This window comes from Actinomadura gamaensis (genome assembly GCF_042652125.1).
Taxonomy (GTDB): Bacteria; Actinomycetota; Actinomycetes; order Streptosporangiales; family Streptosporangiaceae; genus Spirillospora; species Spirillospora gamaensis.
In genome coordinates this window covers 462,655-488,273 of the sequence record NZ_JBHSIT010000004.1, presented here as the reverse complement: position 1 = coordinate 488,273, position 25,619 = coordinate 462,655, and the positions used below count along the sequence as shown (strand labels likewise).

The window sequence follows — 25,619 nt, the reverse complement described above, 5'->3', positions numbered from 1 at the left end:
TCACCCGCTCAGGGCCGGCCGCCGGCCGATCGGTCAGCCCTGGCGGGCGATCACCGGACGCATGCGGTCGTCGGCGTCGTGGATCGTGCCGACGCTCCACATCCCGCCGCCGGGGATGGGCGCGAGCCCTTCGATGGTTCCGGTCCCCGACACGGGCGGCGCCGTCTGCTCCCAGCCCTGCCCGGTCAGCCGCAGCGCGTAGGTCGAGTACGTCGCCTCGGCCGGGGCGAAGTCGTCACCGGCGGCGAAGGCGCGGCGCCCGCTGACGGCGACGTCCATCAGTTCGCCCCGTCCGTCGGGAACCTTCGCGGCGGACCATTTCCGGCCGTCCCAATGCAGGAGCAGAGGACGCCGGATCTGGTCCCAGTCGGGCTTGCGCTTGCCCCAGCCGGAGACCCAGACGTCGTTTCGGGACACCATGCGCACGCGCGTCAGCCGGTTCGTCCATTCGCCGGTGGACGGTTCGGGCGTGCGCTGCCAGCTCCGGCCGTCCCAGTGAAGGAGAAGCGTCTTCTCCGGCTCGCTGTCGTCCGGCGAATAGGCCGTGCCGACGGCCCAGGCGTCGTTCGGGCCGCGAGCGTCGATGCTGTCGAGCATGAACTCGTCGCCGAGATCGGGCAGCCGGACGTCGCGCCAGCGCTCCCCGTCCCAGCGCTGCACGTACGAGCGCATGAAGCCCGTTGTGTTGTCGTAGGTGTAGACGAGCAGCCAGGCGTCCCGCGGTCCGACGGCCTTGATCGACCAGTTCCCGACCTGCTGGGCGTTCGGGATCGGCTCGTACGGGACGGATTTCCAGGTTCGCCCGTCCCAGTGGAGCAGGGCGCAGTCGGCCGAGGCCCACACGTCGTCCGCGCGCAAGGCGCTGATGTGGTTGACACGGCCGACCTCCGGCATCGTGACCTTCGTCCACGCCTTGCCGTTCCAGTGGAGCATGAGCGTGTAGAACGTTCTGCGGTCGACGCACTCGTCCGCGGCCCTGGCGGTCGCGCGCGGCGCCGTCCCTCTGGAAGGTCCCGGCATCCCGGACCAGCCCGGCATGGCCGAGGACTCCGGAGAACCGTCTCCCCTGCCCGCGAGTGATCGCCTGGCTGCGAGGTCCTGCTTGCTCTTCGACCTTTCCCTGAGCACGAGCCCGCCCGCCCACGCGTCGTGGCGGCCGGTCGCGGCGACGGTCAGCACGTTCGTCTCGCCTTCGACGGGCACGTCGAACTGACGCCAGCCCGTACCTGCTCCCGTCCCCGACTCGGCGAGGGCGGGCGACGCGGTGGCCGCCATCGTGAGGCCCGCGGCCACGGACAAGAACGCTGATCTACGCATGTGATGGTCCTTCGCTCGGCGTCAGCGGGCCGGGAGCGCGCCGATGGCGTCGACCCAGCCCTGCTTCTCGTAGGCCGTGTGGGTGGACGCGTTCTCCTGGAAGTCGAGGAGCTGCGCGGTGGCCGGATCGACCACCAGCCGGACGTCCCCGACCTTGAGGCCGACGCCCGGCCGGCCGAGCGCGTCGGTGACGCGTCCGGTGGCGCGGATGGACGGGCAGCCGGCCATGATCCGGTACAGGGACGACCTGGTCCCGGCCGAGGTCGGGGCCATGAACAGGTCCCACGCGGTGACGAAGACGTAGCGGCAGTAGTCGGCCGGCGCCGTGTAGCCGTGCGCGCCGCCCCGGCGGTCCTGCTGCCAGAGCTTCCGCAGGTAGGAGTCCAGTTGCTGGCGGGTGGCGGGCAGGTTCGGGACGGCCCGCCACTCGATCTCGTGGGATCCGATGAGGGGGTTCACCTCGTGCGAGGTGTCGCCGTACCGCGCGGTGAACGGCTTGGTCGCGGTGGTGCCGCCGTTGACGTCCAGGGGCGGGGAGCCCGCCTTCCGGTACGCCGCCTCGTCCTTCTTGCTCGGGAAGGTGACCCGGATGTCCAGCGGCAGGCGGCTCTGCATCCGCAGCTTCTTCGCGCCCGGGTCGGCGCAGATCCAGTGGTCGCTGCTGCTGGCGACGCTCGCCCGGTACGGCAGCGGCTTGAAATCGGGCTTCGCGCGCGATTCGGCGGCCGTGAGCGGACGGTACTCCTCGAAGGAGCGGGTGCGGCTGTACCAGCACGTCCCGTGCGTGGTGGGCTGCTTCGCCGCGGTGTCCGCGCTGGCCAGGAGGACCGTTCGTGCGTCGAGCGCCGCGGTGTGCGGGGTCGTCCCGGGCGCGTGGTCTCCGCCGGGCAGCATCACGGCGACGGCCACGCCCGCAGCCGTCAGCGCGGCGACCGCGCCGAGGGCGAACCCGGCCTTCCGGACGGGACGGCGAGTGCGCGCCACGGACGGCGCGGACACCTCGGCCCGCGCGCGAATCGCGGACGGGTCCGGACGGCGCTCGAACGCGGCGTCCGCGAGCTCGTCCACCGTCGGCTTCAGTGCGTTGATCACCTGCGTGACCTGGTCGTTCTTCACGGCTTCTCCGTGGTGACTCGAGGGCGGACGGTCCGTGCGGCGCCTCCGGGCGCGGCGGTTCCACCGGATGAGCTGGGGACGGCGGACGCGGCGGACGCGGCCGACGCGGCGGGTGGGAGGTCGAGGGCCTTGGCCAGGCGGCGGCGGCCCCGGTGCAGGCGCACCGTGAAGGCCGCGCGGGAGCAGCCGGCGACGCGTGCCGCCTCGGCCGGGTCGAGGCCGTGCCAGGCGGTCAGCGTGACGGCCTCGACCTCCTTGGGCGAGAGCTCGGCCAGCGCGGCGAGCGCCTGGTCGCGGGCGATGACGCCGTCGGCGGCGTCCCGGTCGGCGGGCACGGGAAGGGACGCCAGCCGGTCGACCAGGCGGCGGGCCCGGCCGGCCGTGTCGTGCGACTGCCGGGCGAGGTTCCGCGCCACGCCGAGCAGCCAGGGCAGCGCCCGGTCCGGGATCTCGTCGATCTTCCGCCAGGCGACGGCGAACACGTCGCCGGTGACGTCCTCCGCGGCGTGCGGACCGACCCGCAGCACGACGTACCCGTACACGTTGCGGTAGCAGGTCTCGTAGAGGCGGGTGAATCTCGCTTCTTGCTCGTCCACGCCACCTCCTCTCTCCTCGGGGGCCTTGACGCCGAGAAGTCCGGGAAGTCCCCGCCGGATTACATCGGAACGCCGAATTCCTTCCGCCCTGCCCCGGGGGAGGCGGTGCGGACGTCCAGCCACTGAGATGGTGTTGCGTCACAGCCGTCCCAGCGAATAACCCATGAGGGTGGATACGGAACAAATGACTCCGCAGGCCGAGGGCGCTCCGAACCGGGGCGCGCGCCTGGCCGTGACCGCCTTCCCCCTGCTCGTGCTGCTCGCCGGGGGCCTCGGCCTGCTCATGCCGGACACCCTCAAGGGCGGGAAGGAGGCGGTGCCGTACCTGCTGGGCGTCGTGATGTTCTGCATGGGCCTCACCATGACCGGGCAGGACTTCCGGGGCGTCGCGCGGCGCCCGTGGGCGGTCGGCATGGGCCTGGCCGCGCACTACGTGATCATGCCGGGGCTCGGCTGGCTGATCGCGCACGCGCTCGGCCTGTCGCCGCAGCTCGCGGCCGGGCTGATCCTCGTGGGATGCGCGCCGAGCGGGACGGCGTCCAACGTCGTGGCGTTCCTGGCGCGCGGCGACGTGGCGCTCGCGGTCTCGATCGGCACCGTGTCCACGCTGCTCGCGCCCGTGCTCACGCCGCCGCTGACGCTGCTGCTCGCGGGCGAGTACCTGCCGGTGCACGCCGGGTCGATGGTGACCGACATCCTCAAGACCGTGCTGATCCCCGTGGTGGCCGGGTTCGTGCTGCGAGCGGTCGCGAACGGGCTGGTCACCCGGCTGGCGCCGGTGCTGCCGTGGCTGTCGGTCGCGGCCATCGGGGTGATCGTCGCGATCGTGGTCGGGGGCAGCGCCAAGGCGATCACCTCGGCGGCGGGCGTGGTGTTCGCCGCGGTCGTCCTGCACAACGGGTTCGGGCTGCTGCTCGGTTACCTCGCCGGACGCGCCGGACGGCTCGGCGAGCGCGGCAGCCGCGCGCTGACCTTCGAGGTCGGCATGCAGAACTCCGGGCTCGCCGCGTCCCTGGCGACCGCGCACTTCAGCCCGCTCGCCGCGCTCCCGGCCGCGATCTTCTCGGTGTGGCACAACGTCTCCGGGGCGCTCGCCGCCGCCTGGTTCTCGCGCCGCCCCGCCGATACCTGACCCGAGCGAGATCCCGCAGCGGTCCGGCGGTATCCCGCAGCGGTCCGGCGGGATCCGGGCGGTCCCGAAAGCGGGGCCCGGAAAGCGGATTCCGGGAATCGGCGGGCACGGAGGGTGCCGGTCGGGTCACCATGTGTCCATGGACACTCGCGAACGGGCCGTCCGGCGATGAGCGTCGAGGCGTTTCCGCTGATGCACGGCTACGACACCATCAACGTCAGCACGGATCTGGAGCCGATGGCGGCCATGCGCGACGCCGACCTCGGGGAGCGGATCCGTTCCTACCCGAAGATGCTGCCCGGCGGCTCGCCGGACTTCGGCAGCGCCGAGCAGGTCAACGGGGCCTGGACGATCCTGTGCACCGGCGCCGGCGACCCGCTCTCGGCGCGCGTCGATCTCGCCGCGACGCTGCGCCAGGCGGCCGGCGCGGCGGCGTCGGACTCGGGCGACGCGCGGCGCGAGACCGACCCGGAGACCGTCCGGGCGATGCTCGCGGCGGCGGCCAGGCTCGATCCCGAGGAGGGCGAGCCGCTCGCGAAGGACGAGTGGGAGATCGGCGCGCGCCGCTACCGCGTGATCCGGATGGAGAAGTTCGTCCTGATCAACTCGTCCGGGATGGAGCCGCCGAGGTCGAGCGACGCCGAGCCGCCGGACGAGTCGTCGCCGCGGCGCGGCCACCCGATCGATCCGGGCGCGCCCGCCGGGTTCTGGGAGGCGCAGCTGCGCCTGAACCTGGCCGACTTCGGGCCGATCCCGGGGACCGTGCCCGAGCAGGTCGAGGCCGAGGCGCGGCACGCCTGCCGCACCCATCCGGGCGTGGTGATGCTGCCGCCGACGTACTCGATCGTGGAGGTCACGGCCGAGGGCGGCTGGGAGCCGCTGACCGGCGGCCACGGCCCGGACCGGGCCAAGGAGCGGCTGAGCGGCCACTTCACCCAGCTGCTGCCGATGCTGCGCGAGTTCCAGGGCGACCCGCCGACACCGGCCGAGCTCGCCGACTGGGCGTCCGCCGCCGCGGAGATCGACGCCGCGCCCGGCCCGGAGTGGAACGTCACGATCGGCGGCGAGCCGCGCCGGTTCCGCGTCGTGCGGATCGGCCGCATGGTGCGCGTCGGTCCGGACGGCCCCGAGTCGCCCCGGCCGTCCGACCAGGAACGTTACGGCTGACCCGGTTTCCGGGAACGTAGCGGCTGACCCGGTTTCCGGGAACGTTGCGGCTGACCCGGTTCCGGGGACGGCGGCGGTTCAGTCGGGTTCGAGGCCGTCGTAGCGCGGGCAGCCGCACGGCGTGCCGCTCCGCGTCTGGACGATGTCGCCCTCCCAGCCGACGGACGTCTCGGTCGTGTAGGGCGGTCCGGTCACCGAGCACGTCCCCTGGCCGAGGCCGTGGGACGTCCAGTTGTGACCGCAGCTCCGGCAGCTGTACGGCGTTTCCGTGTGCCAGGAGATCGAGCCGGAGATCGACCCGGAAACCGAAGGCGAGGTGGCCGGCGGCGGCTCGAACCGCGACTCCAGCAAGGTGATCGTCAGCGGCAGGACGACCAGCAGCCCGAACCCGCCGAGCACGTACGGCCAATAGGGGACCAGGGCGTGCACGACGCCCGCCACGATCAGCCCGACGCAGGCGAGCAGGGCCAGCGCGGCGGCCGTCCCGACCAGCGCGGCGACCACGAGCAGCACCCGTCCGGACGCCTCGTCCACGCGGTCCAGCCACCTGCCCGTCGGCACCGGTCCCTCCCGGAAAGTCCGGCCTCACGTCCAACGTACGGAACGCGGGCGGCTTTCCGGGAGGGCCGTCGTCAAGAGTTCACCGTAAGCTTGAGGGTCTGTTCGGCCGCCGTCCGCCCGCCGCCCACGGAGCTGCCCGAACGGTCGGTCCAGTTCCGCGCGGGGGTCGTCTCGGCGAGCCGTCCGGTCGCCGAGGACATGCCGAGCACGAGCCCGCTGTACCGGTTGACCAGGCGGAACGTCCCGCCACCCGACGGCACGAGCCACCACTGCTGGCCGACGCTCGAACCGCTCGCGGTGACGGTCGACTTCGCGCCCCACGCGCGTCCGGCGGTCCCGCTCGCGCTGACGCCGAGGGACCTGCCGGTGCTCGCGTTGGTGACGCGGTACGACCCGTCGCCGTTGGCCGTGAATTTCCAGCCCTCCAGCGCGGACCCGGTCGGCGCGGCCACCGAGGTCGTCGCGGATCCGCCGCCCACCTGCGCGAGGACGCGTCCGTTGCCGTTGCCGATCCGGTAGGTGCGGTTGAGGTCGATCGGCGGGGCGGCGGGCGTGTCGGAGGTGATGGTGACGTTCGCGTACTCGCCGTCCGAGGACGCGCAGGCGATCGAGCAGTACGACCGGAACGACTTCCCGACGATCGTCGAGTTCGTCCGGTTCGCGCTGTCCACGAACCAGCGGTACCAGGACCCGGACGTGTAGCTCCCCGAGTCGCCGATCAGCCGCCACTTCTGCGTCGAGAGGTCCGCGGTGGCGTAGAACCGCTGCGGCGCGGTGCCCTTCACGACCTCCGGCTCGCCGATGTAGAGGCCGAGGTGCGCGTCGTAGGCGATGTTCATGATGAACAGGTCGGACTTCGGCGGCAGCTCGCCCGCCGCGACCTGCTGGTCCACGTTCCCGGTGTTGGACGGGTCGTAGTCGCGGTCCACCGGCGTGTACCCGGACGGGTCGGCCGAGGTCACCGGCACCATGTTGCTCTCCTTGCCGCCGATGCCGGGCTGCGACCAGGAGCCGTCGTACCACTTCGTCCAGGAGCCGGACGCCATCTTCGCCGACATCGGAGCGCGCGCGACGTGCGCGAGCCCGCCGTTGCTCCCGCCCACGCCGCCCTTCGGGATGACTCGGGAACCGTAGTAGACGTAGAAGTAGCCGGACGCGGCGTCCACGAACAGGCGCGGGTCGCCGTCGCCGTAGTTGTAGGTCTGGTTCGGGAACGCCGCGTTGTCGCCGCGCCTGGTGCTGTAGGGCGAGGTGATCGCGTGGCCCTTGATGGTCCAGGTCAGGCCCTGGTCGGTGGAGACGGCGTAGTCGAGCGAGTCGTAGTGCAGGCCGTCGCCGAACGGCTGCGGGGTGAACTCGTTGTGGACGAGGCCGACCCAGTTCCCGGTGTCGGGATCGACCCACGTTCCGACGAGGTCGCAGAAGTTCTTCTGCGAGTATCCGGACCCGGACGGCGCGGCGGTCGCCTCGACGCCCGTCGGGCTGTTGTTGCAGCGCGCGGTCGTGTCGCCGTTCGCGTCGCTGATCGTCCTGGCGCGGGAGGCGTGGTCGAAGTCGGAACCGGTGTAGAAGTCCCAGTACCGGGGATCGGTCTTGCCGTAGAGCGCGGCCGACTGCTGGAAGTAGAACGTGCCGTCCTTGTCGGTGAACGCGCCGGCCGGAGTGTCGGTCGGGTACGCGTAGGCTCCGGTGGAGCCGATCGTGACCGTGTAGCCCGCGGCCGTCGCCTCGGACGCGGCGGCGACGGTCAGGGCCGCCGCGGCGGTCAGCGTCGTCAGGGACGCGGTGATCCGCCGTGCCGCGGTGCGTGGCGCGGTGCGCGGCGCGGTGCGTGCCGCGGTGCGTGCCGCGGTGCGTGCCGCGGTGCGTGCCGTGGTACGCGGCGTGGTGCGTGGCGTGGTGCGTGCCGTGGCGCGCGCTGAGAGTGGTGCGGTGATCTTCGCTGACACACGTGCTCCTTCCGGTCCGTCCCCCGGGTCGGATGTCGTCGTGCCGTGATCGTTCCTTCGGGACGGTAAGCGAATTTGACCGGTCAAACAAGGGGGGTTTCCCCTTTCCCTTGACCGGGACGGTGACCCACCACTACCAATGGAGGTGATCTCTTGGACCGGTCAACTGGAGGCGCCGTGGTCACGATGCGCGAGGTGGCCGAGCGCGCGGGCGTCACGAAGCAGACGGTCTCCAACGTCGTCACCGGACGGGTCCGGGTGCGCCCGGAGACCGAGGCGCGGGTGCGCGCCGCCATCGCCGAGCTCGGCTACACCCCGAACCTGGTCGCCCGCTCGCTCGCGACCGGCGCGTCCCGGACGGTCGGGCTGTTCGTCCCGACGGTGACCAACGCGTTCTACTCCGAGGTCGTCGAGGAGGCCGAGAACGTCCTGGAGGAGCACGGCTACCACCTGCTGCTCTGCACCACCCGGCAGGACGCCGAGCGCGCCCGGCGGCACATGGCGAGCCTGGCCAGCCGCTCGGTGGACGCCCTGCTCATCGCGGGCGACGACGGTCTGGACGACCATCTCCCGCTGCTCGCGGGCGCCGGGTTCCCGATCGCGCTGTGCGCCTGGGAGACCGAGATCCCCGGCACGCTGCCGGTCGTCACGATCGACTACGAGCAGGCGGGCCACCTGGCCGGACGGCACCTGCGCGAGCTCGGCCACGAGCGGGTCGCGGTCGTCGCGAGCCTGCCCGCGCACGCCGACCGCCTCGACGGCTTCCGGCGCGCGTTCGCCCGCGACGGGCTGACCGTCCCGGACGCGATGGTCTTCCCGGTGTCCGACCCGACCGCGGCGGGCGGGTTCACCGCGGCGTCCGAGGCGCTGCGCGCGCACCCGGAGCTGACGGCGATCTTCGCGACCTACGACGTGCTGGCGATCGGCGCGCTGGACGCGGCCCGCACGCTCGGCCGCGCCGTGCCCGGCTCGCTGTCGGTCGTCGGGCACGACGACGTGGACGAGGCCCGGCACGTCCACCCGTCGCTGACGACCGTCGCGATACCGAGCCGCGCGATGGCGCGGCAGGCGATCGAGCTGCTGCTGCGCGCGGTCGAGGACGGCCGTCCGCCGGTCAACTCGCTCCAGCTCCTCCGCCCGACCCTGGTCGCCCGCGACAGTTCCGGCCCGGTTCCCCGCGACAGCTCCGGCCCGGTTCCCCGCAGCTGAGCCGTCTCTGCCCGATCCCCAGAGCTAAGGAGCGCCAGGACGGGACTTACTCGTCCGGCCAGATCTCGATCAGGTGCCGTTCGCGAGGGCGGTCGTCCCCGGCTTCGCGTTCGGCGCTCTCGAAGGGGGCGGTGCGTCCCTTCATCGAGACGCGGACGCGGTAGGCGCGCGTCTCGCCGCCTTCCGCCGGAAGCTCCTGGTAGAGCGTCGGGCTCGTGTCGTCCTCGCCGAAGTTGCAGCCCACGAGCGTGTCGGTGAAGACCATGCCGACCTCGGCCGACACGTCCCACTCGGCGGTGTCCGGGGCGGGCGCGGCGTCGAGGATGTCGATGACGACCTCGACGACCGTGTCCGGCCGGGCCGTGTAGATCGCCGCCATGTGGCCGCCCGGTTCGGGCTGGACGACGCCGTCGCCGCGTCCCTCGACGTCGGCGGCGTGGCGTCCGGTGCTGAAGTCGGTCAGCCAGTACCGGTCGTGCTTCCCGGTCTCGACCAGGAAGTCCGTGCGCGGGACGGACTCATCGGCGTCCCGGGCTTCCTGGTCATCCTCCTTGAGCCACCGGACGGGCTCGGGCGGGGCGGCCCAGAGCTGGATGAGGTGCTCTTCGACGAGCTCGTCGCCGTCGTCCTTCGAGATGTGCTGGAGCTCGGCGGCCTCGCGGCGCCCGCGCGCGTGCAGGCGCAGGCGGTACGCGCCGTCCGGGGAGGGCGGCAGGTCGAAGTCGATCGTGCCGTCCGAGGACAGGATCGACTCGACGCCGGCGCGACCGCCGGACAGGGTGAGGCTGAACTCGATCGCCTCGTCCCAGCCGTCCAGCTCGGGTTCGGGACGGGCCGGGCACACGGCGACCGTGACCGGCAGGTCGAACCCGTACATACCGGTGAAGACGCACGCCATGTGGCCGCTGCGGTCGAGGGCCACGAGGTCGTGGTCGCGCCGGCTCTCGTACAGCGTGTCCACGTCGGGTTCCGTGCCGTCGCCCAGCCAGTACTGGTAGTGGCTCGGATGCACGATCCCCCGGTGGACGCCCCCGTCGCTCATGCCCACATCCTCGTACAGGACGGGGCCCGCGAGGGCCCCGTCCCGCCACTCATGTCAGACCGACACGTAGAACGCGTCACCCTGGCCGCGCGCGGACGTGGCGTCCAGCACGCGCCAGGCCTTGTAGAAGGCGATCAGCTTGCCGCCCTGCGAGTCGTTCTCGCGCTTCGGCACCCAGGCGTAGCCGTTGTGCGGCTTCTTGCCGCCCTCGTTGGTGCCCGCGAACGCGTACTCGTCGCAGCTCGGCTTGTTCTTCTTGTCGCTGAGCGGCTTCGGCCAGCCCGCCGGGGGCTTCCAGCCGCGCGGCAGCTTCGCCGGTCCGCACACCGCGCGCCGGTTGGACGTGGTGAGCTTGCTGTTGCGGTGCAGCAGCTTCGGCGCGCCCTTCTTCTGCAGGTTGCGGATGTTCTGGCTGATGAACCTCAGGCTGCGCATGCTCGTGAGCGTCGGCGTGTAGGCCGGGAACACGCAGCCCGCGCCGAGCCCGCCGATCGCGTCGTCGCAGCGGAACTTCAGCGGCGAGTTCCAGACGGCCGGCTTCGTCGGAACGTAACCCGCCTTGGTGAAGGTCATCGTGTAATGCGTGGGCGAGGAATGCGCCTTGCCCTTTCGCACCGAGTCGCTGTAGCCGATCTTCCCGTTGATGGTCGATCCGACCCGCAGGACCTTTCCGCTGATGCCGCTCGGGCTGGCCTTGCAGCCGCCGCCGCACGACACCGCGATCGTCCCGAACACGCCGGACGCGCTGCCGACGATCCGGTCGGTGTGCAGCGCGAACCGCTCGCTGAACGCGCGGCTCTTCATGTTGAGCTCGATGACCTGCGTGAGCGTCCCGAACACCTGCCCGACGGGCGTGGTGTTGCGGTAGAGCGTCACCGTGAGGCGGGTGTTCCAGCACACCCCGGTGCGGTTGAACACGTTGCACGCCGCCGCCGCGCGGGAGTCGCTCCCGGCCGCGGTCGGCGCCGTCGGAGTGGCGGTCACGACGATCCGGTCGCCGCCTCCGTCGTTCGCCGCGCCCGCGGACGCCGTCCCGGCGGCCAGCGGGACCAGCAGGAATCCGGTGGTCCCCAGAACGGCGGCCCGGACCGGCCAGCGCTTCGGCACATCAACCTCCCCGCGATGGAAGTGATCAATGGCCTCAAATTAGAGAAACCCGATGATCGTCAACAAGATTGGAGATATGGGGATTTATCCATTGACCGGCTGTGGCCAGCGCGACGCTTTCCCCTTTCCGGGACGAACGGTGTGACACATCACCAGAGAGGGACGAGCTCCGGGCCGGACCCGCGGGCACGCGGGGCAGGACGCGCGGCGGGCCGGGCGCGCGGCGGGCCGGGAAGCGGGGTGCGGAGGTTCCATGACCTCTCGCGTAATCGCCGGGCGGCGGGTGCGGCGGGCAGTCTCGGTGCATCAGCGATCACCGACTCGCCAGGAGCGCGACATGACCGCCGTCAAGGCACCGGAATCGGCACCCGCGCGGGTGGCCGTCCCCGGTTGGGGGACCCTTCTGGTCCTGCTCACCGGGGTCTTCATCACCACCCTCGACTTCTTCATCGTCAACGTCGCGATCCCGGCCACCCAGCGGGACCTGCACGCGACTCCCTCGCAGATCCAGTTCGTCGTCGCCGGGTTCGGCGTCGCGCTCGCCGCCGGGCTGATCACCGCCGGACGCCTCGGTGACCTCTACGGGCGGCGGCGGATGTTCGCGCTCGGGCTCGCGGTGTTCACCCTCGCCTCGGCGGCCTGCGCGGAGTCCTCCACCGCGGGCGCGCTGATCGCCGGACGCGTCGCGCAGGGCATCGGCGCGGCGCTGCTCATGCCGCAGGTGCTCGGCATCGTCAACACCGTGTACACCGGTCCGGCGCGGGCGAAGGCGTTCAACGCCTACGGGATCGCGATGGGCTTCGGCGGCGTGTTCGGGCAGCTCATCGGCGGTGTCCTCATCAAGGCGGACGTCGCCGGGCTGGGCTGGCGCGCCATCTTCTGGATCAACGTCCCGGTCGGCGCCGCGGCGCTCGCGCTGGTGCCCCGGCTCGTCCCCGAGTCCCGCGCGAACGGCGCCGCCCGGCTCGACCTGGCCGGCACCGTCCTCGCCTCGCTCGGCCTCGTCGCGATCGTGTACCCGCTCGTCCAGGGACGCGAGCAAGGCTGGCCGATGTGGACCTGGGAGTGCCTCGGCGCAGCCGTCGTCCTGCTCGGCGCATTCGCCCTGCACCAGCGCCGCGCCGCCGCCCCGCTGGTCGCGCCGGCCCTGTTCCGGCACCGCTCGTTCGGCGTCGGCGCGGTCGTCGCGCTGCTGCACTCCATGACGATGGGCTCGTTCTTCCTGATCCTCGCGCTCTACCTCCAGATGGGACGCGGCCTCTCGGCGCTGGAGTCCGGGCTGATCTTCCTGCCGCTCGGCCTCGGCTACTTCGTCTCCTCGGCGCGGGCGGGCGCCGTCGCCGAGCGGCTCGGACGCCAGACCCTCGCGCTCGGCGCGCTCGCCATGGCGGTCGGCTACGGCGTCCTCGCGGTCACCGCGACCGGCCTCGGGCAGCACGGCGCGGTCGCCTGGGTCATCCCCGGCCTGGTCGTCGCGGGGGCCGGGATGGGACTGGTCATGGCGCCGCTGCCCGCCCTGGTGCTGAGCCGCGTGGACGCCGAGCACGCCGGCGCCGCGTCCGGCGTGCTGAGCACCGCGCAGCAGGCGGGCGGTGCGATCGGGGTGGCGCTCGTCGGGGTCGTCTTCTACGGCGCGCACGGCGGCGTCCCGCACGCCTTCGCCACCGGGCTGGACCTGCTGATCGTCCTGAACGTCCTGGTCGTTGCGCTGGTGCAGGCGCTCCCCAAGGGCCGCTGACCTCTCCGGAAACGCCAGGCCCCGCCGTCACGGCGGGGCCTTTCGCGTCGTCACTCGCCGGGCTGGTCCTTCGCGTCCTTCACGTCGGGGGCGGCGAACTCGCCCAGGCGCGTGAGGAGCCCGAGTTCGTCGGGCGTGCCGTCGCCGTTCAGCTCGCGGTAGACCGCTCCGACGTTCAGCAGGAGCCGCTCGGAATTGCCCAGATCGGCGAAACCGGTCAGATCCATCGTCCGGGCGGCGTCGTCGAGCGGGACGCCCGCCTCGTGCGACCGGACGGCGTGGTCGAGCAACCGGACCAGGTACTCGCGGAACCGCCGCACCTCCGGCTTCCCGACCACCGGCCCGTGCCCCGGGACGATCGTCTCGACGTCCAGATCCAGGATCAGGTCGCAGGCGGCGATCCAGCCCGAGACCGGCCCCGTGTGGACGACCGGATGCCCGCCGACGAACAGGATGTCGCCGGTGAACAGCACCTTCGCGTCGGGCACGTGGACCAGGACGTCCCCGGACGTGTGCGCGGGCCCGACCTGGATCAGCCGGACGCCCCGGTCCCCCACCGCGAGGTCCAGCCCGCCCTCGAACGTCCGCGCCGGATACGCCGGGACGATCCCGTCGAAGTCGAACGACCTGACCATCTCGTCCACCGCGCCGGAGAGCTGGCCCGGCGACAGCGCGGCCAGCAGTTCGTGCGTGTGGTCGGCGCGCATGACGGCCGCGGTCGCCTCCGAGGCGACGATCTCGGCGTCCGGGAGCAGCTGGTTGCCCCACCAGTGATCGCCGTCGCTGTGCGTGTTGACCAGCGTCCGGATCCGGACGTCCGGCCGGACGGCGGCGATCTCGTCCAGCATCGCCCGGGTCAGCGGGACGCTGAACAGCGTGTCCACGAGCAGCGCGTCCGTTCCGGAGACCACGAGCCCGGCGTTGCTCCAGCCCCACGAGCCGTCCGGCTGGAGATAGGCGTAGGTTTCCGCGGCGATCTCGTGCAGCCCCCGGCGATACGGAACGGCCATGGTTCCTCCTCGGAAGGTCAGGGCTCGGCGGGCGTGGACCAGCCGGATTTTCCAGGCGCACGGAGAATTCGTCCAGAGGCCTGCACGGATTCGCAGCGCGCGGATTCCGGGCCCGCGGATTCTGCGCAAAGTCGCGGCGCGCGGAGCCGCGGCGCGCGGCGGTGGTCGTCGTCAGGCCGAGGCGCGTGCCCGAGACGTCGCGTCACCGAGGTCGGGGTCGTCGCCGATGACCTTGCCCGGGTTGAAGACGCCGAGCGGGTCGAGGGCGTCCTTCACGGCCTTCTGCATGGCGCGGACGCCCAGCGGCAGCTCGCGCTGCATGCCGCGGCGCTTGAGCAGGCCGACGCCGTGCTCGCCGGTGACGGTGCCGCCCATCTCGACGGCGGCGGTGAGGAGCTCCTCGAACGCGGCCTGGGCGGCGGCGCGGGCCGCGTCGTCGCCGGGCGGGGTGATCAGGAGGGGGTGCAGGTTGCCGTCCCCGGCGTGCGCGATCGTCGCGATCCGGACGTCGTGCCGGCGGCCGATCTCCTCGGTGCGGGCGAGCATCGCGGGGACGAGCGAGCGCGGCACGCACAGGTCCTCGGTCAGGACGGGCCCGAGGCGCTCCAGCGCCGGGTACGCCAGCCGGCGCGCCTCGAACAGCGCCTCGGCCTCGACCGGATCGGTCGACTGCTCGGCCCACACCGCGCCGCAGTCGCGGAACGCGGCGGCCACGGCCGAGGCGTCCTCGTCGCCGGACGCGCCCGGCGTGTCGATGCTGGCGAGCAGCAGCGCCTCCGCGGACGGCTCGATCCCGAGGTGCTTCCACTCCTCGACGGCCTCCAGGCAGAACCGGTCGAGGAGCTCCAGCGCGGCCGGGACGAGGCCGCGCGCGGTGACGGCGGCGACGGCGCGTCCGGCGGCCACGAGGTCGTCGAACGCGCCGACGACCGTGCGCGGCGCGTCCCGCCGGGCCGGACGCAGCCGCAGCGTGACCTCGGTGACGACGCCGAGCGTGCCCTCCGCGCCGACGAACAGGCCGGTCAGGTCGTATCCGGCGACGCCCTTGGTCGTCCGGCGGCCGAACCGGAGGCGGGTGCCGTACCCGCCGCCGGGGCCGCCGACGACGGCCTCCAGGCCGAGGACGTAGTCGCGGGTCACGCCGTACTTCAGGCAGCACAGTCCCCCGGCGTTGGTCGCGACGTTGCCGCCGATCGTGGACCACGGCGCGCTCGCCGGGTCCGGCGGGTACCAGAGGCCGTGTGCGGCGACGGCCGCCTTCAGGTCGTCGTTCACCACGCCCGGCTGGACGACCGCGACCATGTTCTCCGCGTCGATCTCGACGATCGCGTCCATCCGGGACAGGTCGAGGACGAGGCAGCCGTCCACGGCGTTCGCGCCGCCCGAGAGCCCGGTGCCCGCGCCCCTCGGCACGACCGGGATTCCGAGGTCCGCGCAGGCGGCCACGGCCCGCGACACCTCGTCGGCGGACGTGGCGCGCAGCGCGGCGAGGGCCTTGCCCGCCGGAGCCCATTCGGCCTCGTCGTGCCCGAGGCTCGCCAGCACGTCGGCGTCGGTGACGAGCGCGCTGTCCGGCAACGCCCGGGCCAGTTCCTCTACAGACACGGCACCTCTCGATTCATGCTGCGGGCTCAGGTCGGTCATCGTGCGCCGGGAGGCTGCGGACGCGGGTGGCGAGGCCGTCCAGCAGGCAGTCGAGGGCGAAGGTGAAGCGGCGCTCGCTCTCCCGCTCGGGATCGGCGCCGGTGGAGGCGGCCATGCGTCCGGCCAGGAGAGGATGGCCGCTGACCGCTTTCCGCAGGTAGTCGGCCGTTGCCTCGTTCCAGGCCGGGCCGGGACCGGCCAGGGCGTCCCGCCACGCCAGCTCGGCGAGGACCGCGCCTACGACGTGATCGTTGACGAGGGCCAGGGCGGCGTCCAGTTCCGCGTCGGCGAAACCCGCGCGGGACATGAGCCGCAGACCGGTTTCGGCGAGCGCGAAGGCGTTCGGTCCGAGATTCGGACGGCTGCCCAACTCCTGCAGAACCCACCGATGCCGGAGCAGCATCGCGCGATGGCTTCGTGCCAGCGCGGCCACAGCGCTGCGCCAGTCGAGTCCGGTCGGCTCGCCGAGATCTGCGCGGATCTCGCCGAGGACGCGGTCCAGGGCCAGTTCGAGCAGCTCGTCCTTGGTCCGGACGTACCAGTACAGCGAACCGGCGGTGACGCCCAGCTCGGCGGCGACGCGGCGCATCGACAGGGTTCCGTGCCCGCCCGAGTCGAGCAGCTCGACCGCGACGGCGACGATCCGGTCGCGGTCGAGCCGCCGGTCGCGGGCGGGACGGTCGGGCCGCAGCCACACCGAGTCGAAGGACGGCACGCCGCCCACGCTACCGGGGCGGCGGAGCCGAGGCGGACGATGGCCCGAGGCGCGGCCTTATACACTGTTTAACTCCATCGAACGTCGTTTAAGGAGGTGGCTCGATGTTCCGCCCCAACGGGAACCTGCCGGGCGAGGTGCACGCGAGCGTCGTCGGACCGGCGGACGGCCCGCGGGTCGTGTTCGTGCACGGGTCACTGAGCTGGGGCGATGACCCGGTGTCCGGGTTCGCGGCGCAGCGCGGGCTCGCGGACCGGTTCCGGCTCGTCCTGATGGACCGGCGCGGGCACGGCGGGAGCCCGGACGCCGGTCCGGTGTTCCGCAGCGACTACCTGGCCGACGCCGACGACGTGGCCGAGCTGCTCGGGGACGGCGCGCACCTCGTCGGGCACTCGTACGGCGCGGTCGGCGCGATGATCGCGGCGGCGCGGCGGGCGGACGCCGTCCGGTCGCTGGTCCTGATCGAGCCGGGGTGCTACCAGGCCGCGGCGGACGATCCGCAGGTCGCCGCCGCGTTGCGGGCCAACCGCGAGGCGTACGCCGACGTCCCCGACCTGACGCCCGAGCAGTGGTTGCGCGCCGCGACCGAATCGGTGGGCCTTCCGCCGATGGAGCCGACCGAGGAGCGGTTGCGCGCGGCGGCCAGTGCGGCGGCCGAGCGGGTGTGCTGGGAGGCCGGGATTCCGGTTCCCGCATTGAGCGTCGCGCCGTTTCCCAAGCTCGTCGTGTCCGGGACGTGGGAAACGGCTCCCGACCTGTACCGCGAGCGCGGCGGCGGGCCGCTCCTCGCGTGCGCGCGCGTGACGGCCGAACGCATCGGCGCACGTCACGTATCGATTCCGGGATCGGCGCACTATCCGCATGTCGATGCACCCGACACGCTCAACAAACTGCTCGCCGCCTTCTGGGACGACGCAGAAGCGAAGCGCTCCCGCGCTTGACCCCCGCGCGTGAGCGCGTCCGCCATGACGGCTCGCCTCGCGCGCGCAAGACGCTCGCGCTGACTACGGTGTGCTGGTGGACGAGCGTGCGGTGGTGCGAGGACTGACCCGGCTGACCTCACCGCCGCTGGTGCCGGAGATACGGCTGAGGCTCGCGGAGGAGCCGTTCGCCACCTGGACGGCCACCCGCGCCGACGACCCGCCGTTCTGGGCTTTCGCCTGGTCGGGCGGGCAGGCGCTCGCGCGGTTCGTCCTCGACCGTCCGGAGGCCGTGGCCGGACGCCGCGTCGCGGACATCGCGAGCGGCTCGGGTCTGGTCGCGATCGCGGCGGCGCTCGTCGGCGCGGCGGCCGTGACGGCGTTCGACGTGGATCCGCTCGCGCAGACCGCCGCCGCGGAGAACGCCGCGCTCAACAATGTCGTAGTCGAAACCGTCCGAGCCGACGTGACGGCGGACGAGTCGGCAAGCGAACTGAAAGCCGCCGACGTCGTGCTCGCCGGGGACGTCTGCTACGACCCCGACATGGCTCCGCCGATGCTCGCCGTCCTCCGGGCCTGCGCCGAGCGGGGCGCGCACGTGCTGGTCGGCGATCCGAGACGGCCCTACCTGCCGCGCGGTCTGGAAGCCGTCGCCGAGTACGACGTGCCGGAGACCGGCAATCTGGAAGAACGCGACACGACGCGTGCCGCCGTCTTCGAGCTCCGTCCAGGAAGCGCCGCGAACGGCTAGCGAACGGCTAGAGATCCGCTAGAAGTCCGCTAGACCGTTCCGAACTCGGCGCGGCCCAGCGTCGCCAGCTCGTCCGCGCGCTCGTTGCCGGGGTCGCCCGCGTGGCCCTTCACCCAGAACCATTCGACCTGGTGGCGGCGGACGGCCTCGTCGAGGCGGCGCCACAGGTCGGCGTTCTTGACGGGCTTGCGGGCGGCGGTCTGCCAGCCGTTGCGCTTCCAGGAGTTCATCCACTGCGTGATGCCCTGCCGGACGTACTGGCTGTCGGTGTGGATCTGGACGACGGACGGCCGCCGGAGGTGTTCGAGGGCCTCGATGGCGGCCATCAGTTCCATCCGGTTGTTGGTGGTGTCGGGCTCGCCGCCGCGCAGTTCCTTCTCGTGCGGTCCGTAGCGCAGGATCGCGCCCCAGCCGCCCGCGCCCGGATTCGGGCTGCAACCGCCGTCGGTGTAGATGATCACGGGTTCGGACAACACGGCTCCAGCGGACGGGCGATCGACGCCGGACACCTTACCGTCCGGCGCCGATCGCTCCGCGTGAACACCGCTCCCCCTGGGGACCGCCGCCCGATGCGTCAACGGGCGTTGAGGGCCGGGTCGCTCAGGCTCGGACGGCCGTTCTCCACATGCCCGGCGAACCGGCGCAGGTAGGACGGGTCGCCCGGCACCGTCACCGTCACGTCGTACCAGGACGCCGACCGGTGCAGCGGGACGGTGTGGGTGACCTTGTGCCCCGCCCGCACCGTGTGCGTGACCGCCTTCAGCCCCTCGTAGGCGTCGGCGATCGCGATGCCCACGGCCGCCGCGCTCCGGTTCGTCACCGTGACGCGCAGGTGCGAGCCGGCCTTCGTGACGGCGATCTCGGGCGCGGGCTTCGTCGTGTCGCCCTTGAACTGGCGCAGGAAGCCGTTCGGGCCGTACACCGACAGCTCGTACGCGCCCGGGAACGTCCAGGTGTCGGAGAGCTTCTTGCCCGCCTCGACCGTGTACGTCCACGGGCCGTCCGGGCGCGCGGACGAGGTGACGTAGAAGTTCGCGCCCACCGACGGCCCGGACGCGAAGCTCACCGTCACCTTGGACGGCGCGACCGACGCCGTGACGTCCAGCGCGTACGGCAGCGGACGCGCGTACCGCGAGCCCGCCTCCTGCTTCGGCATCGCCGGGCTGCCGGGCGGCCGGATCGGGTAGCTGGCGTGCCGGTTCCTGTCCGGCGGAACGTATCCGCTGGTGGACGGCAGTTGCGCGGGCTTCGGGTCGGGCGTGCGCGCGAAGTCGAACGCGGACGTCAGGTCGCCGCAGACCGCGCGCCGCCACGGCGAGATGTTCGGCTCGACCACGCCGAACCGCTTCTCGATGAACTGGATGACCGACGTGTGGTCGAAGGTCTGGGAGCAGACCCAGCCGCCCTTGCTCCACGGCGAGATCGCGAGCATCGGCACGCGCGGCCCGAGCCCGTACGGGCCGGCGGGGCGGCTCGCGTTCCCGGGGAACACCTCGTACCTGCTGTCGGCGGTCGAGAGCCCCTGGTCGGCCGACGCGGGCGCGAACGCCGGGACGACGTGGTCGAAGAACCCGTCGTTCTCGTCGTAGGTGAGCAGCAGGACGGTCTTGCTCCACACGTCCGGGTTCGAGGTCAGCGCGTCCAGGACCTGCGCGACGTACCAGGCGCCGTAGTTGACCGGCCAGTTCGGGTGCTCGGAGTACGCCTCGGGCGCGGTGATCCAGGAGACCTGCGGGAGACGCCCGTTCTTCACGTCGTCGCGGAGGATGTCGAAGTACGTGCCGCCCTGCTTGACGGTCGTGCCCTTCCGCGCCTTCTCGTAGAGCGCGTCCCCCGGCTTGGCGTTCCGGTAGTTGTCGAAGTACAGCAGGGACGTGTCGCCGTAGTTGCCGATGAACGGGTCGTTCGTCCAGCCCCACGAGCCGCTCGCGTCGAGGCCGTCGCCGGTGTCCTGGTAGACCTTCCAGGAGATCCCGGCCTTCTCCAGGCGCTCGGGATAGGTCGTCCAGCCGTAGCCCTTCTCGTCGTTGCCGAGGACGGGGCCGCCGCCCTTGCCGTCGTTGCCGACGTAGCCCGTCCACATGTAGTAGCGGTTCGGGTCGGTCGCGCCGATGAACGAGCAGTGGTAGGCGTCGCAGATGGTGAACGCGTCGGCCAGCGCGTAGTGGAACGGGATGTCCCGGCGTTCGAGGTGCGCCATCGTGTTGACGCCCTTGGCCGGGATCCACTGGTCGTAGCGGCCGTCGTGCCACGCCTTGTGGCCGCCGTTCCAGTCGTGGTCGAGGCCCGGCAGGTACTTCATGCCGAGGTCGTCCACGTCCGGGCGGAACGGCAGCACCTCGGTGCTCCCGTTCTGCTGGTGCCAGACCGTCTTCCCGCTGGGCAGGACGACCGGCCGCGGGTCGTTGAAGCCGCGCACGCCGCGCAGCGCGCCGAAGTAGTGGTCGAACGAGCGGTTCTCCTGCATCAGGACGACGATGTGCTCGACGTCCTTGAGGGTTCCGGTGCGGCGGTGCGCCGGGATGGCGGCTGCCCTGGCGATGCTCTCGGGCAGCATCGTCAGGGCGGTCGCGCCACCCGCGATCTGGAGGAACCTGCGGCGGTTCACTGCGGTCATGGCACGTCTCCTCACGGAGCGAACGGCGCATCGGGCGCGAATTGCGCAGAGTTGCGCCAAGCGGGGGATTATCGCGCAAACAATGTCGCCCACCGCACACGAAAACGTCAACGGCCGCTTACGGCCGCCCGTCCCCGGCGTGAACAGCACCCGCCGCCGGGTTAGGATGTGCGTAGACCATCTGCGCGGAGGGTGACATGGATCCGGACGACAGCCCCGGCTACCTGCTCTGGCGGGCGACGCTGCGCTGGCAGCGGCAGATCACGGCGACGCTCGCGCCGTTCTCGCTGACGCACGTCCAGTTCGTCCTGCTCGCGAGCCTGTGGTGGCTGGACCGCGACGGCGTCCGGCCGAACCAGCTCACCCTCGCCCAGCATGCCGACACCGACGTGAAGATGACGTCCCAGGTCGTCCGGCGGCTGGAGGACAAGGGCCTGCTCGTCCGCGAGACGGACGCCGCCGACACGCGCGCCAAGCGGCTGCGCATCACCGACCAGGGCCGCGCCATGGCCGAGGCCGCCATCAAGGCCGTCGAGAGCGCCGACGGCGCCTTCTTCGCCGCCGCCCCCGACCAGCAGGCCCTGCTGGCCAGCCTCCGCCCCCTGGCCGGCCGCCGCACCTGACCCCCAGCCCAACCCCGCGGCCCCAACCCGCAGCCCGATCCCGCGGTCGGACGCGGCCGCCCGACTCTGCGGCCTGACCCGTGGCCCAACCCCGCACCTGACCCGTGGCCCAACCCCGCGGCCGGACGGCGCGGCCCGACGCCGCCACCTGGCCCCGCGGCCTGGCCCGCGGTCGGCGTCGTCAGCCGGCGTTGGGGTTGGCCTCCCGGCCTTCAGTGCTGAGCATGACGACCGTGCCCTGGCGGGGCAGGCGCGGCAGCGCGGCGCGGAGACCCGCGAGGGACGCCGCGCCGCAGGGACCCGCGTCCACGCCGAGCTCGCCCCGGTCGCGGACGGCCCGCGCCGCGTCGGCGTCGGACACCGCGACGGCGGCGTCGATCCCGGCGCGCAGGATCGGCCAGGCCGTCTCGGACGGCGTGGTGCAGTTGAGGCCCGCCATGATCGTCCGGCCGGGCGGGGTGGCGACGCGGCGGCCCGCGACGAGCGAGGCCAGCAGGCTCGCCGCCGCGTCCGGCTCGACGGAGAGCAGCGACGGCCCCGGCTCCGGCCCGCCCCGGTAGTGCGTCACGGCGGCCTGCGCGAGCGAGCCGACCCCGACCGGGAACGCCACCAGGTCGGGCGGGCCGCCGAGCCGCTCGTCGATCTCGGTGAACAGCGTCGTGTAGCCGTCGCAGATCCAGCGCGGGACGTCCTCGTAGCCGGGCCGTCCCATGTCCTGGACGAGCAGCCCGCCCGACTCCGCCGCCCGCCGGACGGCCTCGTCGTAAGGGACGTCCAGAACCGTCACCCGCGCGCCCTCGCCCTCGATCGCCGCGCACGCGGACGGATGGACGCCCGCCGCCACGAACACGTGCGCGGGCAGCCCGTACAGGCGCGCCATGCGGGCGACGGCGCGGCCGTGGTTCCCGTCGGTGGCCGTGACGAGCCGGACCGGCCCGAACTCGGCGATCTTGAGTCGCAGCTCCGCCGCGGTGGCCGAAGGGGGCAGGCCGTAACGGGCCGCCAGCGCGCGGTGCACGCCCCACGACGCCCCGAGGATCTTGAAGGCGGGCAGCCCGAGCCGCGCCGACTCGTCCTTCACCAGCAGGCGCCCGACGCCGAGCTCGGCGGCGAGCCCGGGCAGCTCGACCAGCGGGGTCGGCGCGTACCCGTGCAGCCCGGCGTGGAAGGCGGCGACGTCCCGCGAGGGCGGCTCGCACCGCCAGGAGCGCGCGACGGGGTTGGCGAACCATCGGGGCGTCGCGGCGTCCGTGCTCGACGCGGGCGTGAGGTCGGTGGCGGGCGGCTGCATGATCCCGACCTTTCCCTACCGGCGTTCTCCCGGTCCAGCGGACGTTTCCGATGGCGATCTCCGGTGAGTTCCCGAGAAGGGCCCGTCATGCGCGCGAGGCATTCTCGCCGCGATGCGGGTAAGAGACGGTGACGTGACCGCTCGCTCACGCGGCGTGAGCAGAGGACACAGGGGACTTACCTGACGGACATGGGGGTCGGGTCCACCACCGAATGGGGGTTTTCACCGATGGCGATGAGTTCGCCGGACCGTCAGAGTCATAAGCAGGAGAAGGGGCCGGGAGACCCCTCCCGAAGGAAGAAGGTCCACGATGGCGACGATGCCGACGATGCCGACCGAGATGACCGAAGCCGACCTGGCCCAGATCCTGTTCGCCTCGCGCCTCCAGGAGTCGCAGGGCCCGTCCGACGAGCAGATCCGCAGCGTCGTCGAGGACGGCCTGTGCGCCTGCCGCGACTGCGCCGCGTACGTCGCGCAGGAGGCCGGCGACCACCCCGAACTGTTCGCGCGGAGGATGCGCTGGGCGCTCGACGCCGTCTCGCACGCCTTCCCCAGCCCGGTCTCCGCGGCCTGACGGGGAGGGGGCCACGATGCGCCGTTCCCGCTTCGCCGACCGCCCGGAGTCCAGGGTCGCGCCCCGCACCCTGTCCCAGCTCGTCGCCACCGACGAGGAAACCGCCGCCGCGGAACCGCGGACCCGTCGCAAACCGCGCGCAACGCGAACACTTCGCAACACCACGTGATCAGGGCCCGGCCGGGCGAACTATGCTGACCCGGTGCGCGCTGAACGGGATCTGATGGGCCAAGGCACCGGCGAGGGCGCCAGGCGAGGCACCCCCGAGGGCAGCAGCGAAGACGCCGCCGAGGAGCGGCCCGGTGCGGCCCCGGCCGTCCCCGCCGTTCCCGCCGTTCCCGCCGTCCCCGGCCAGGGTCAGGGACCGGGCCGAGGCAAGGGACCGGGCCTGGGATCGGAACTGGGACCGAGCCAGGGACCGGGCCAGGGCCCCGGGTCCGGACGCGAGTACCGGATCGGCGAGCTCGCCGAGGCCGCCGGGCTGCCCGTCCGGACGCTCCGCTACTACCAGGAGCGCAAGCTCCTGCCGCCGCCGCGCCGCACCGGCCGGATCGGCCTCTACTCCGAGGAGCACCTCGCCCGGCTCCGCATGATCGCGAACCTGCTGGAGCGCGGCCACACCCTGGAGGGCATCCGGGAGCTGCTGTCGGCGTGGGAGCAGGGCCGCGACATCCACAGCGTCCTCGGCGTCGAGCGGGCCGTCACCGACCCGTGGTCGCACGAGGAGCCGGTGACCATGAGCTACGACGAGCTCGCCGCGCTCTTCCCCGGCCAGGTCACCCGCGAGCGGCTGCGCGCGGTCGCCGAGGCCGGGCTGCTGGAGGTGGACGGCGACCGCGTCACGCACTGGAGCCGCCGCCAGCTGGAGACGACGATCGCGTTCGTCCGCGCGGGCGTGCCGCTGGAGGAGGTGCTCGCCGCCGGGCTGGAGCTGCGCCGCCGCCTGGACGAGCTGGCCGCCCTGTTCGTCCGGCTGACCTCGCAGTACGTCGTCGGCGGACCGGCCGGCAAGGACACCGGCGAGCTCGCCGGCACCCTCGCCCGGCTGCGTCCGGGCGCGGAGCTCGCGGTCGAGGTCGGCTTCGCGGCCGCGATGGACCGCCAGGTCCGCGCCGAGATCGACCGCGTCCTCGGAGGCCTCGCGACCCAGCCCGAGTGACCGCCCGCGCCGGCCCCCTTCCCCGCCGCGGCAGCCCTTGCCCGCCGCGGCAGCCCTTGCCCGCCGCGGCAGCCCTTGCCCGGCGCGGCAACCGTGCCCGGCGCGGCAGCCTGGCGCGGCAGCCTTGCCCGCCGCGGCAGCCCTTGCCCGGCGCGGCAGCCTGGCGCGGCAGCCTTACCTGGCGCGGCAGCCCCCTCGTCCGCCGCGGCAGCGCTCTTCTCCGCCTCGGCGGGCACCTCCGCCGCGGCGCGACCCCTATTCGCGACCCCGCACGCACCTGTCCGGGCGCGCCACGCACCTAGGCGTGCCGCGTTACGCACCTAGCGGGCACCGCCTCGTCCCTGCCGGGCCGCACCGTTGCCGAACCGTTACCGCAACCCGGCCCTGGCGTGTGTCGTGAGATCACTAGCGTGACGGACGTGACCCGACGTGTACCGCGTGTCCTCACCGCCGCCGTTCTCACCGCCGCACTCGCGTCCACCGCCGGAGCCGCCCAGGCCGCGCCGGTTCGAGGCGCCTCGCCGACGCCCGCCGGAGGGACCTCGTCGTCCGCGGCGGCGATCTGCTCCTCGCCGTCCGCGCCCGCCACCGCCAAGCGGCTCGGCAACGCCATCGCCGCCGCCCTGCGCGGACGTTCCGGAACCGAGTCCGTCGCCGTCTACGACGTCGAGCGCAAGCTCTGGTGCGGCGTCTTGGCCGGGCGCCGCTTCGACTCGGCGAGCGTCGTGAAGGCGACCATCCTCGGCGCGCTGCTGCGCAAGGTGCTGGACGAGAAGCGGCCCATGACGGCGTCGGAGAAGTCCCTCGCCAAGAAGATGATCACGCGGTCGGACAACGACGCGGCGTCCAAGCTGTGGACGCACGTCGGCCGCACCCGCATGCAGCGCTTCCTGGGCCAGGCGGGCATGACCCAGACCACGCTCGGGTCGGGCGGCTACTGGGGCCTCACCCAGATCACCGCGCGGGACGAGATCGTCCTGCTGCGCAAGTACACCGAACGCAACGGCCTGCTGACCGACAAGGCCCGCTCCTACGCGCTCGGCCTGATGCACGAGGTCATCTCCTCGCAGCGCTGGGGCACGCCCGCGGGCACGCCGTCCGGCATCACCTGGCACGTCAAGAACGGCTGGCTCCCCCGCCACGGCTCCGCGTGGCGCGTGCACAGCATCGGCGCGTTCACCGGACGCGGCCACTCCTACACGATCGCCGTCCTCACCCGCGACACGCCGTCCATGGCGTATGGCGTCAGCACGATCGAGCGCGTCGCCCGGGCCGTCCACGGCAACCTGAACCCCGGCCTGCGCTCGCTGACCACGCAGGGCGCCCAGAACGTCCCGTGGGAGCAGTCCGACGGCTCGGTCCCGCCCAACGTCTGACCGGG

At 72.8% G+C, this 25,619-nt stretch carries 23 protein-coding genes; 10 read left to right on the top strand and 13 right to left on the bottom strand.

Annotated features, from left to right (window positions below; translation table 11 throughout):
• Positions 1-33: 33 nt before the first annotated feature.
• The 3 genes from ACFPCY_RS16380 to ACFPCY_RS16370 are packed head-to-tail and all read right to left on the bottom strand — an operon-like array spanning position 34 to position 3,029.
• Positions 34-1,317 carry a hypothetical protein gene (locus ACFPCY_RS16380; protein ID WP_378255957.1) on the bottom strand — a complete coding sequence of 428 codons (1,284 nt, stop codon included), beginning with the start codon at positions 1,315-1,317 and terminating at the stop codon, positions 34-36.
• Positions 1,318-1,338: 21 nt separating this feature from the next.
• Positions 1,339-2,433, bottom strand: a complete 1,095-nt coding sequence (locus tag ACFPCY_RS16375) for a hypothetical protein (protein ID WP_378255955.1) — start codon at positions 2,431-2,433, stop codon at positions 1,339-1,341.
• Positions 2,430-3,029: an RNA polymerase sigma factor gene (locus ACFPCY_RS16370; RefSeq protein WP_378255953.1), complete on the bottom strand. Its 600-nt coding sequence runs from the start codon at positions 3,027-3,029 to the stop codon at positions 2,430-2,432. The genes ACFPCY_RS16375 and ACFPCY_RS16370 overlap by 4 nt, the downstream gene beginning before the upstream one ends.
• A gap of 184 nt (positions 3,030-3,213) precedes the next feature.
• Here ACFPCY_RS16370 and ACFPCY_RS16365 point away from each other — a divergent pair, with 184 nt between their 5' ends.
• Together ACFPCY_RS16365 and ACFPCY_RS16360 are read left to right on the top strand one after the other, a co-directional pair.
• Complete coding sequence (locus ACFPCY_RS16365) at positions 3,214-4,161, top strand: bile acid:sodium symporter family protein (RefSeq protein ID WP_378255951.1); 948 nt, start codon at positions 3,214-3,216, stop codon at positions 4,159-4,161.
• Between the two features lie 168 nt (positions 4,162-4,329).
• Positions 4,330-5,328, top strand: a complete 999-nt coding sequence (locus ACFPCY_RS16360; protein WP_378255949.1) for a DUF5954 family protein — start codon at positions 4,330-4,332, stop codon at positions 5,326-5,328.
• 78 nt (positions 5,329-5,406) lie between these two features.
• Here the strand turns inward: ACFPCY_RS16360 and ACFPCY_RS16355 are convergent, their stop codons facing one another.
• Complete coding sequence (locus ACFPCY_RS16355; RefSeq protein WP_378255947.1) at positions 5,407-5,889, bottom strand: hypothetical protein; 483 nt, start codon at positions 5,887-5,889, stop codon at positions 5,407-5,409.
• Positions 5,890-5,960: 71 nt separating this feature from the next.
• Entirely contained in the window at positions 5,961-7,838 is a 1,878-nt protein-coding gene (locus ACFPCY_RS16350) for an RICIN domain-containing protein (RefSeq protein ID WP_378255945.1), read from the bottom strand.
• 153 nt (positions 7,839-7,991) lie between these two features.
• On the opposite strand from ACFPCY_RS16350, the gene ACFPCY_RS16345 reads away from it, so the two are divergent.
• Positions 7,992-9,047, top strand: coding sequence for a LacI family DNA-binding transcriptional regulator (locus ACFPCY_RS16345; protein WP_378255943.1), 1,056 nt, complete (start codon positions 7,992-7,994; stop codon positions 9,045-9,047).
• Between the two features lie 46 nt (positions 9,048-9,093).
• Here ACFPCY_RS16345 and ACFPCY_RS16340 read toward each other — a convergent pair whose 3' ends face one another.
• Both ACFPCY_RS16340 and ACFPCY_RS16335 read right to left on the bottom strand, forming a co-directional pair.
• Entirely contained in the window at positions 9,094-10,089 is a 996-nt protein-coding gene (locus tag ACFPCY_RS16340; protein ID WP_378255942.1) for a hypothetical protein, read from the bottom strand.
• Positions 10,090-10,143: 54 nt separating this feature from the next.
• Positions 10,144-11,196 (bottom strand): NucA/NucB deoxyribonuclease domain-containing protein, encoded by a 1,053-nt coding sequence (locus ACFPCY_RS16335; RefSeq protein WP_378255940.1) that lies wholly within the window; start codon positions 11,194-11,196, stop codon positions 10,144-10,146.
• Positions 11,197-11,533: 337 nt separating this feature from the next.
• On the opposite strand from ACFPCY_RS16335, the gene ACFPCY_RS16330 reads away from it, so the two are divergent.
• On the top strand, positions 11,534-12,934 hold the full coding sequence (locus ACFPCY_RS16330; RefSeq protein ID WP_378255938.1) for an MFS transporter: 1,401 nt from the start codon (positions 11,534-11,536) through the stop codon (positions 12,932-12,934).
• 50 nt (positions 12,935-12,984) lie between these two features.
• Here ACFPCY_RS16330 and ACFPCY_RS16325 read toward each other — a convergent pair whose 3' ends face one another.
• From ACFPCY_RS16325 to ACFPCY_RS16315, 3 genes are all read right to left on the bottom strand, one after another.
• Positions 12,985-13,944, bottom strand: coding sequence for an MBL fold metallo-hydrolase (locus ACFPCY_RS16325; RefSeq protein ID WP_378255936.1), 960 nt, complete (start codon positions 13,942-13,944; stop codon positions 12,985-12,987).
• Between the two features lie 171 nt (positions 13,945-14,115).
• Positions 14,116-15,588, bottom strand: coding sequence for an FAD-binding oxidoreductase (locus ACFPCY_RS16320; protein ID WP_378255934.1), 1,473 nt, complete (start codon positions 15,586-15,588; stop codon positions 14,116-14,118).
• Entirely contained in the window at positions 15,563-16,303 is a 741-nt protein-coding gene (locus tag ACFPCY_RS16315; RefSeq protein WP_378255932.1) for a TetR/AcrR family transcriptional regulator, read from the bottom strand. The genes ACFPCY_RS16320 and ACFPCY_RS16315 overlap by 26 nt, the downstream gene beginning before the upstream one ends.
• A gap of 104 nt (positions 16,304-16,407) precedes the next feature.
• Between ACFPCY_RS16315 and ACFPCY_RS16310 the strand changes: the two genes are divergently transcribed.
• Both ACFPCY_RS16310 and ACFPCY_RS16305 read left to right on the top strand, forming a co-directional pair.
• Positions 16,408-17,244 carry an alpha/beta fold hydrolase gene (locus ACFPCY_RS16310; protein ID WP_378255930.1) on the top strand — a complete coding sequence of 279 codons (837 nt, stop codon included), beginning with the start codon at positions 16,408-16,410 and terminating at the stop codon, positions 17,242-17,244.
• 76 nt (positions 17,245-17,320) lie between these two features.
• Entirely contained in the window at positions 17,321-17,974 is a 654-nt protein-coding gene (locus ACFPCY_RS16305; RefSeq protein WP_378255928.1) for a class I SAM-dependent methyltransferase, read from the top strand.
• Positions 17,975-18,003: 29 nt separating this feature from the next.
• Here ACFPCY_RS16305 and rnhA read toward each other — a convergent pair whose 3' ends face one another.
• Both rnhA and ACFPCY_RS16295 read right to left on the bottom strand, forming a co-directional pair.
• Entirely contained in the window at positions 18,004-18,450 is a 447-nt protein-coding gene (gene rnhA, locus ACFPCY_RS16300) for a ribonuclease HI (RefSeq protein WP_378255926.1), read from the bottom strand.
• A 98-nt stretch (positions 18,451-18,548) separates the two neighbouring features.
• Complete coding sequence (locus ACFPCY_RS16295) at positions 18,549-20,591, bottom strand: phosphocholine-specific phospholipase C (RefSeq protein WP_378255924.1); 2,043 nt, start codon at positions 20,589-20,591, stop codon at positions 18,549-18,551.
• A gap of 197 nt (positions 20,592-20,788) precedes the next feature.
• Here ACFPCY_RS16295 and ACFPCY_RS16290 point away from each other — a divergent pair, with 197 nt between their 5' ends.
• Positions 20,789-21,214 carry a MarR family winged helix-turn-helix transcriptional regulator gene (locus tag ACFPCY_RS16290; RefSeq protein ID WP_378255922.1) on the top strand — a complete coding sequence of 142 codons (426 nt, stop codon included), beginning with the start codon at positions 20,789-20,791 and terminating at the stop codon, positions 21,212-21,214.
• 181 nt (positions 21,215-21,395) lie between these two features.
• Here the strand turns inward: ACFPCY_RS16290 and ACFPCY_RS16285 are convergent, their stop codons facing one another.
• Positions 21,396-22,505 carry a pyridoxal-phosphate dependent enzyme gene (locus tag ACFPCY_RS16285; protein WP_378255920.1) on the bottom strand — a complete coding sequence of 370 codons (1,110 nt, stop codon included), beginning with the start codon at positions 22,503-22,505 and terminating at the stop codon, positions 21,396-21,398.
• A gap of 310 nt (positions 22,506-22,815) precedes the next feature.
• Here ACFPCY_RS16285 and ACFPCY_RS16280 point away from each other — a divergent pair, with 310 nt between their 5' ends.
• The 3 genes from ACFPCY_RS16280 to ACFPCY_RS16270 all read left to right on the top strand — a co-directional run bounded on the left by ACFPCY_RS16280 (position 22,816) and on the right by ACFPCY_RS16270 (position 25,614).
• Positions 22,816-23,079: a hypothetical protein gene (locus ACFPCY_RS16280; protein ID WP_378255918.1), complete on the top strand. Its 264-nt coding sequence runs from the start codon at positions 22,816-22,818 to the stop codon at positions 23,077-23,079.
• Positions 23,080-23,281: 202 nt separating this feature from the next.
• The gene (locus tag ACFPCY_RS16275) at positions 23,282-24,238 is read left to right on the top strand and encodes a MerR family transcriptional regulator (protein WP_378255916.1); all 957 of its coding nucleotides are present in this window, start codon (positions 23,282-23,284) and stop codon (positions 24,236-24,238) included.
• A 419-nt stretch (positions 24,239-24,657) separates the two neighbouring features.
• Positions 24,658-25,614, top strand: a complete 957-nt coding sequence (locus ACFPCY_RS16270) for a serine hydrolase (RefSeq protein WP_378255914.1) — start codon at positions 24,658-24,660, stop codon at positions 25,612-25,614.
• Positions 25,615-25,619: the final 5 nt, after the last annotated feature.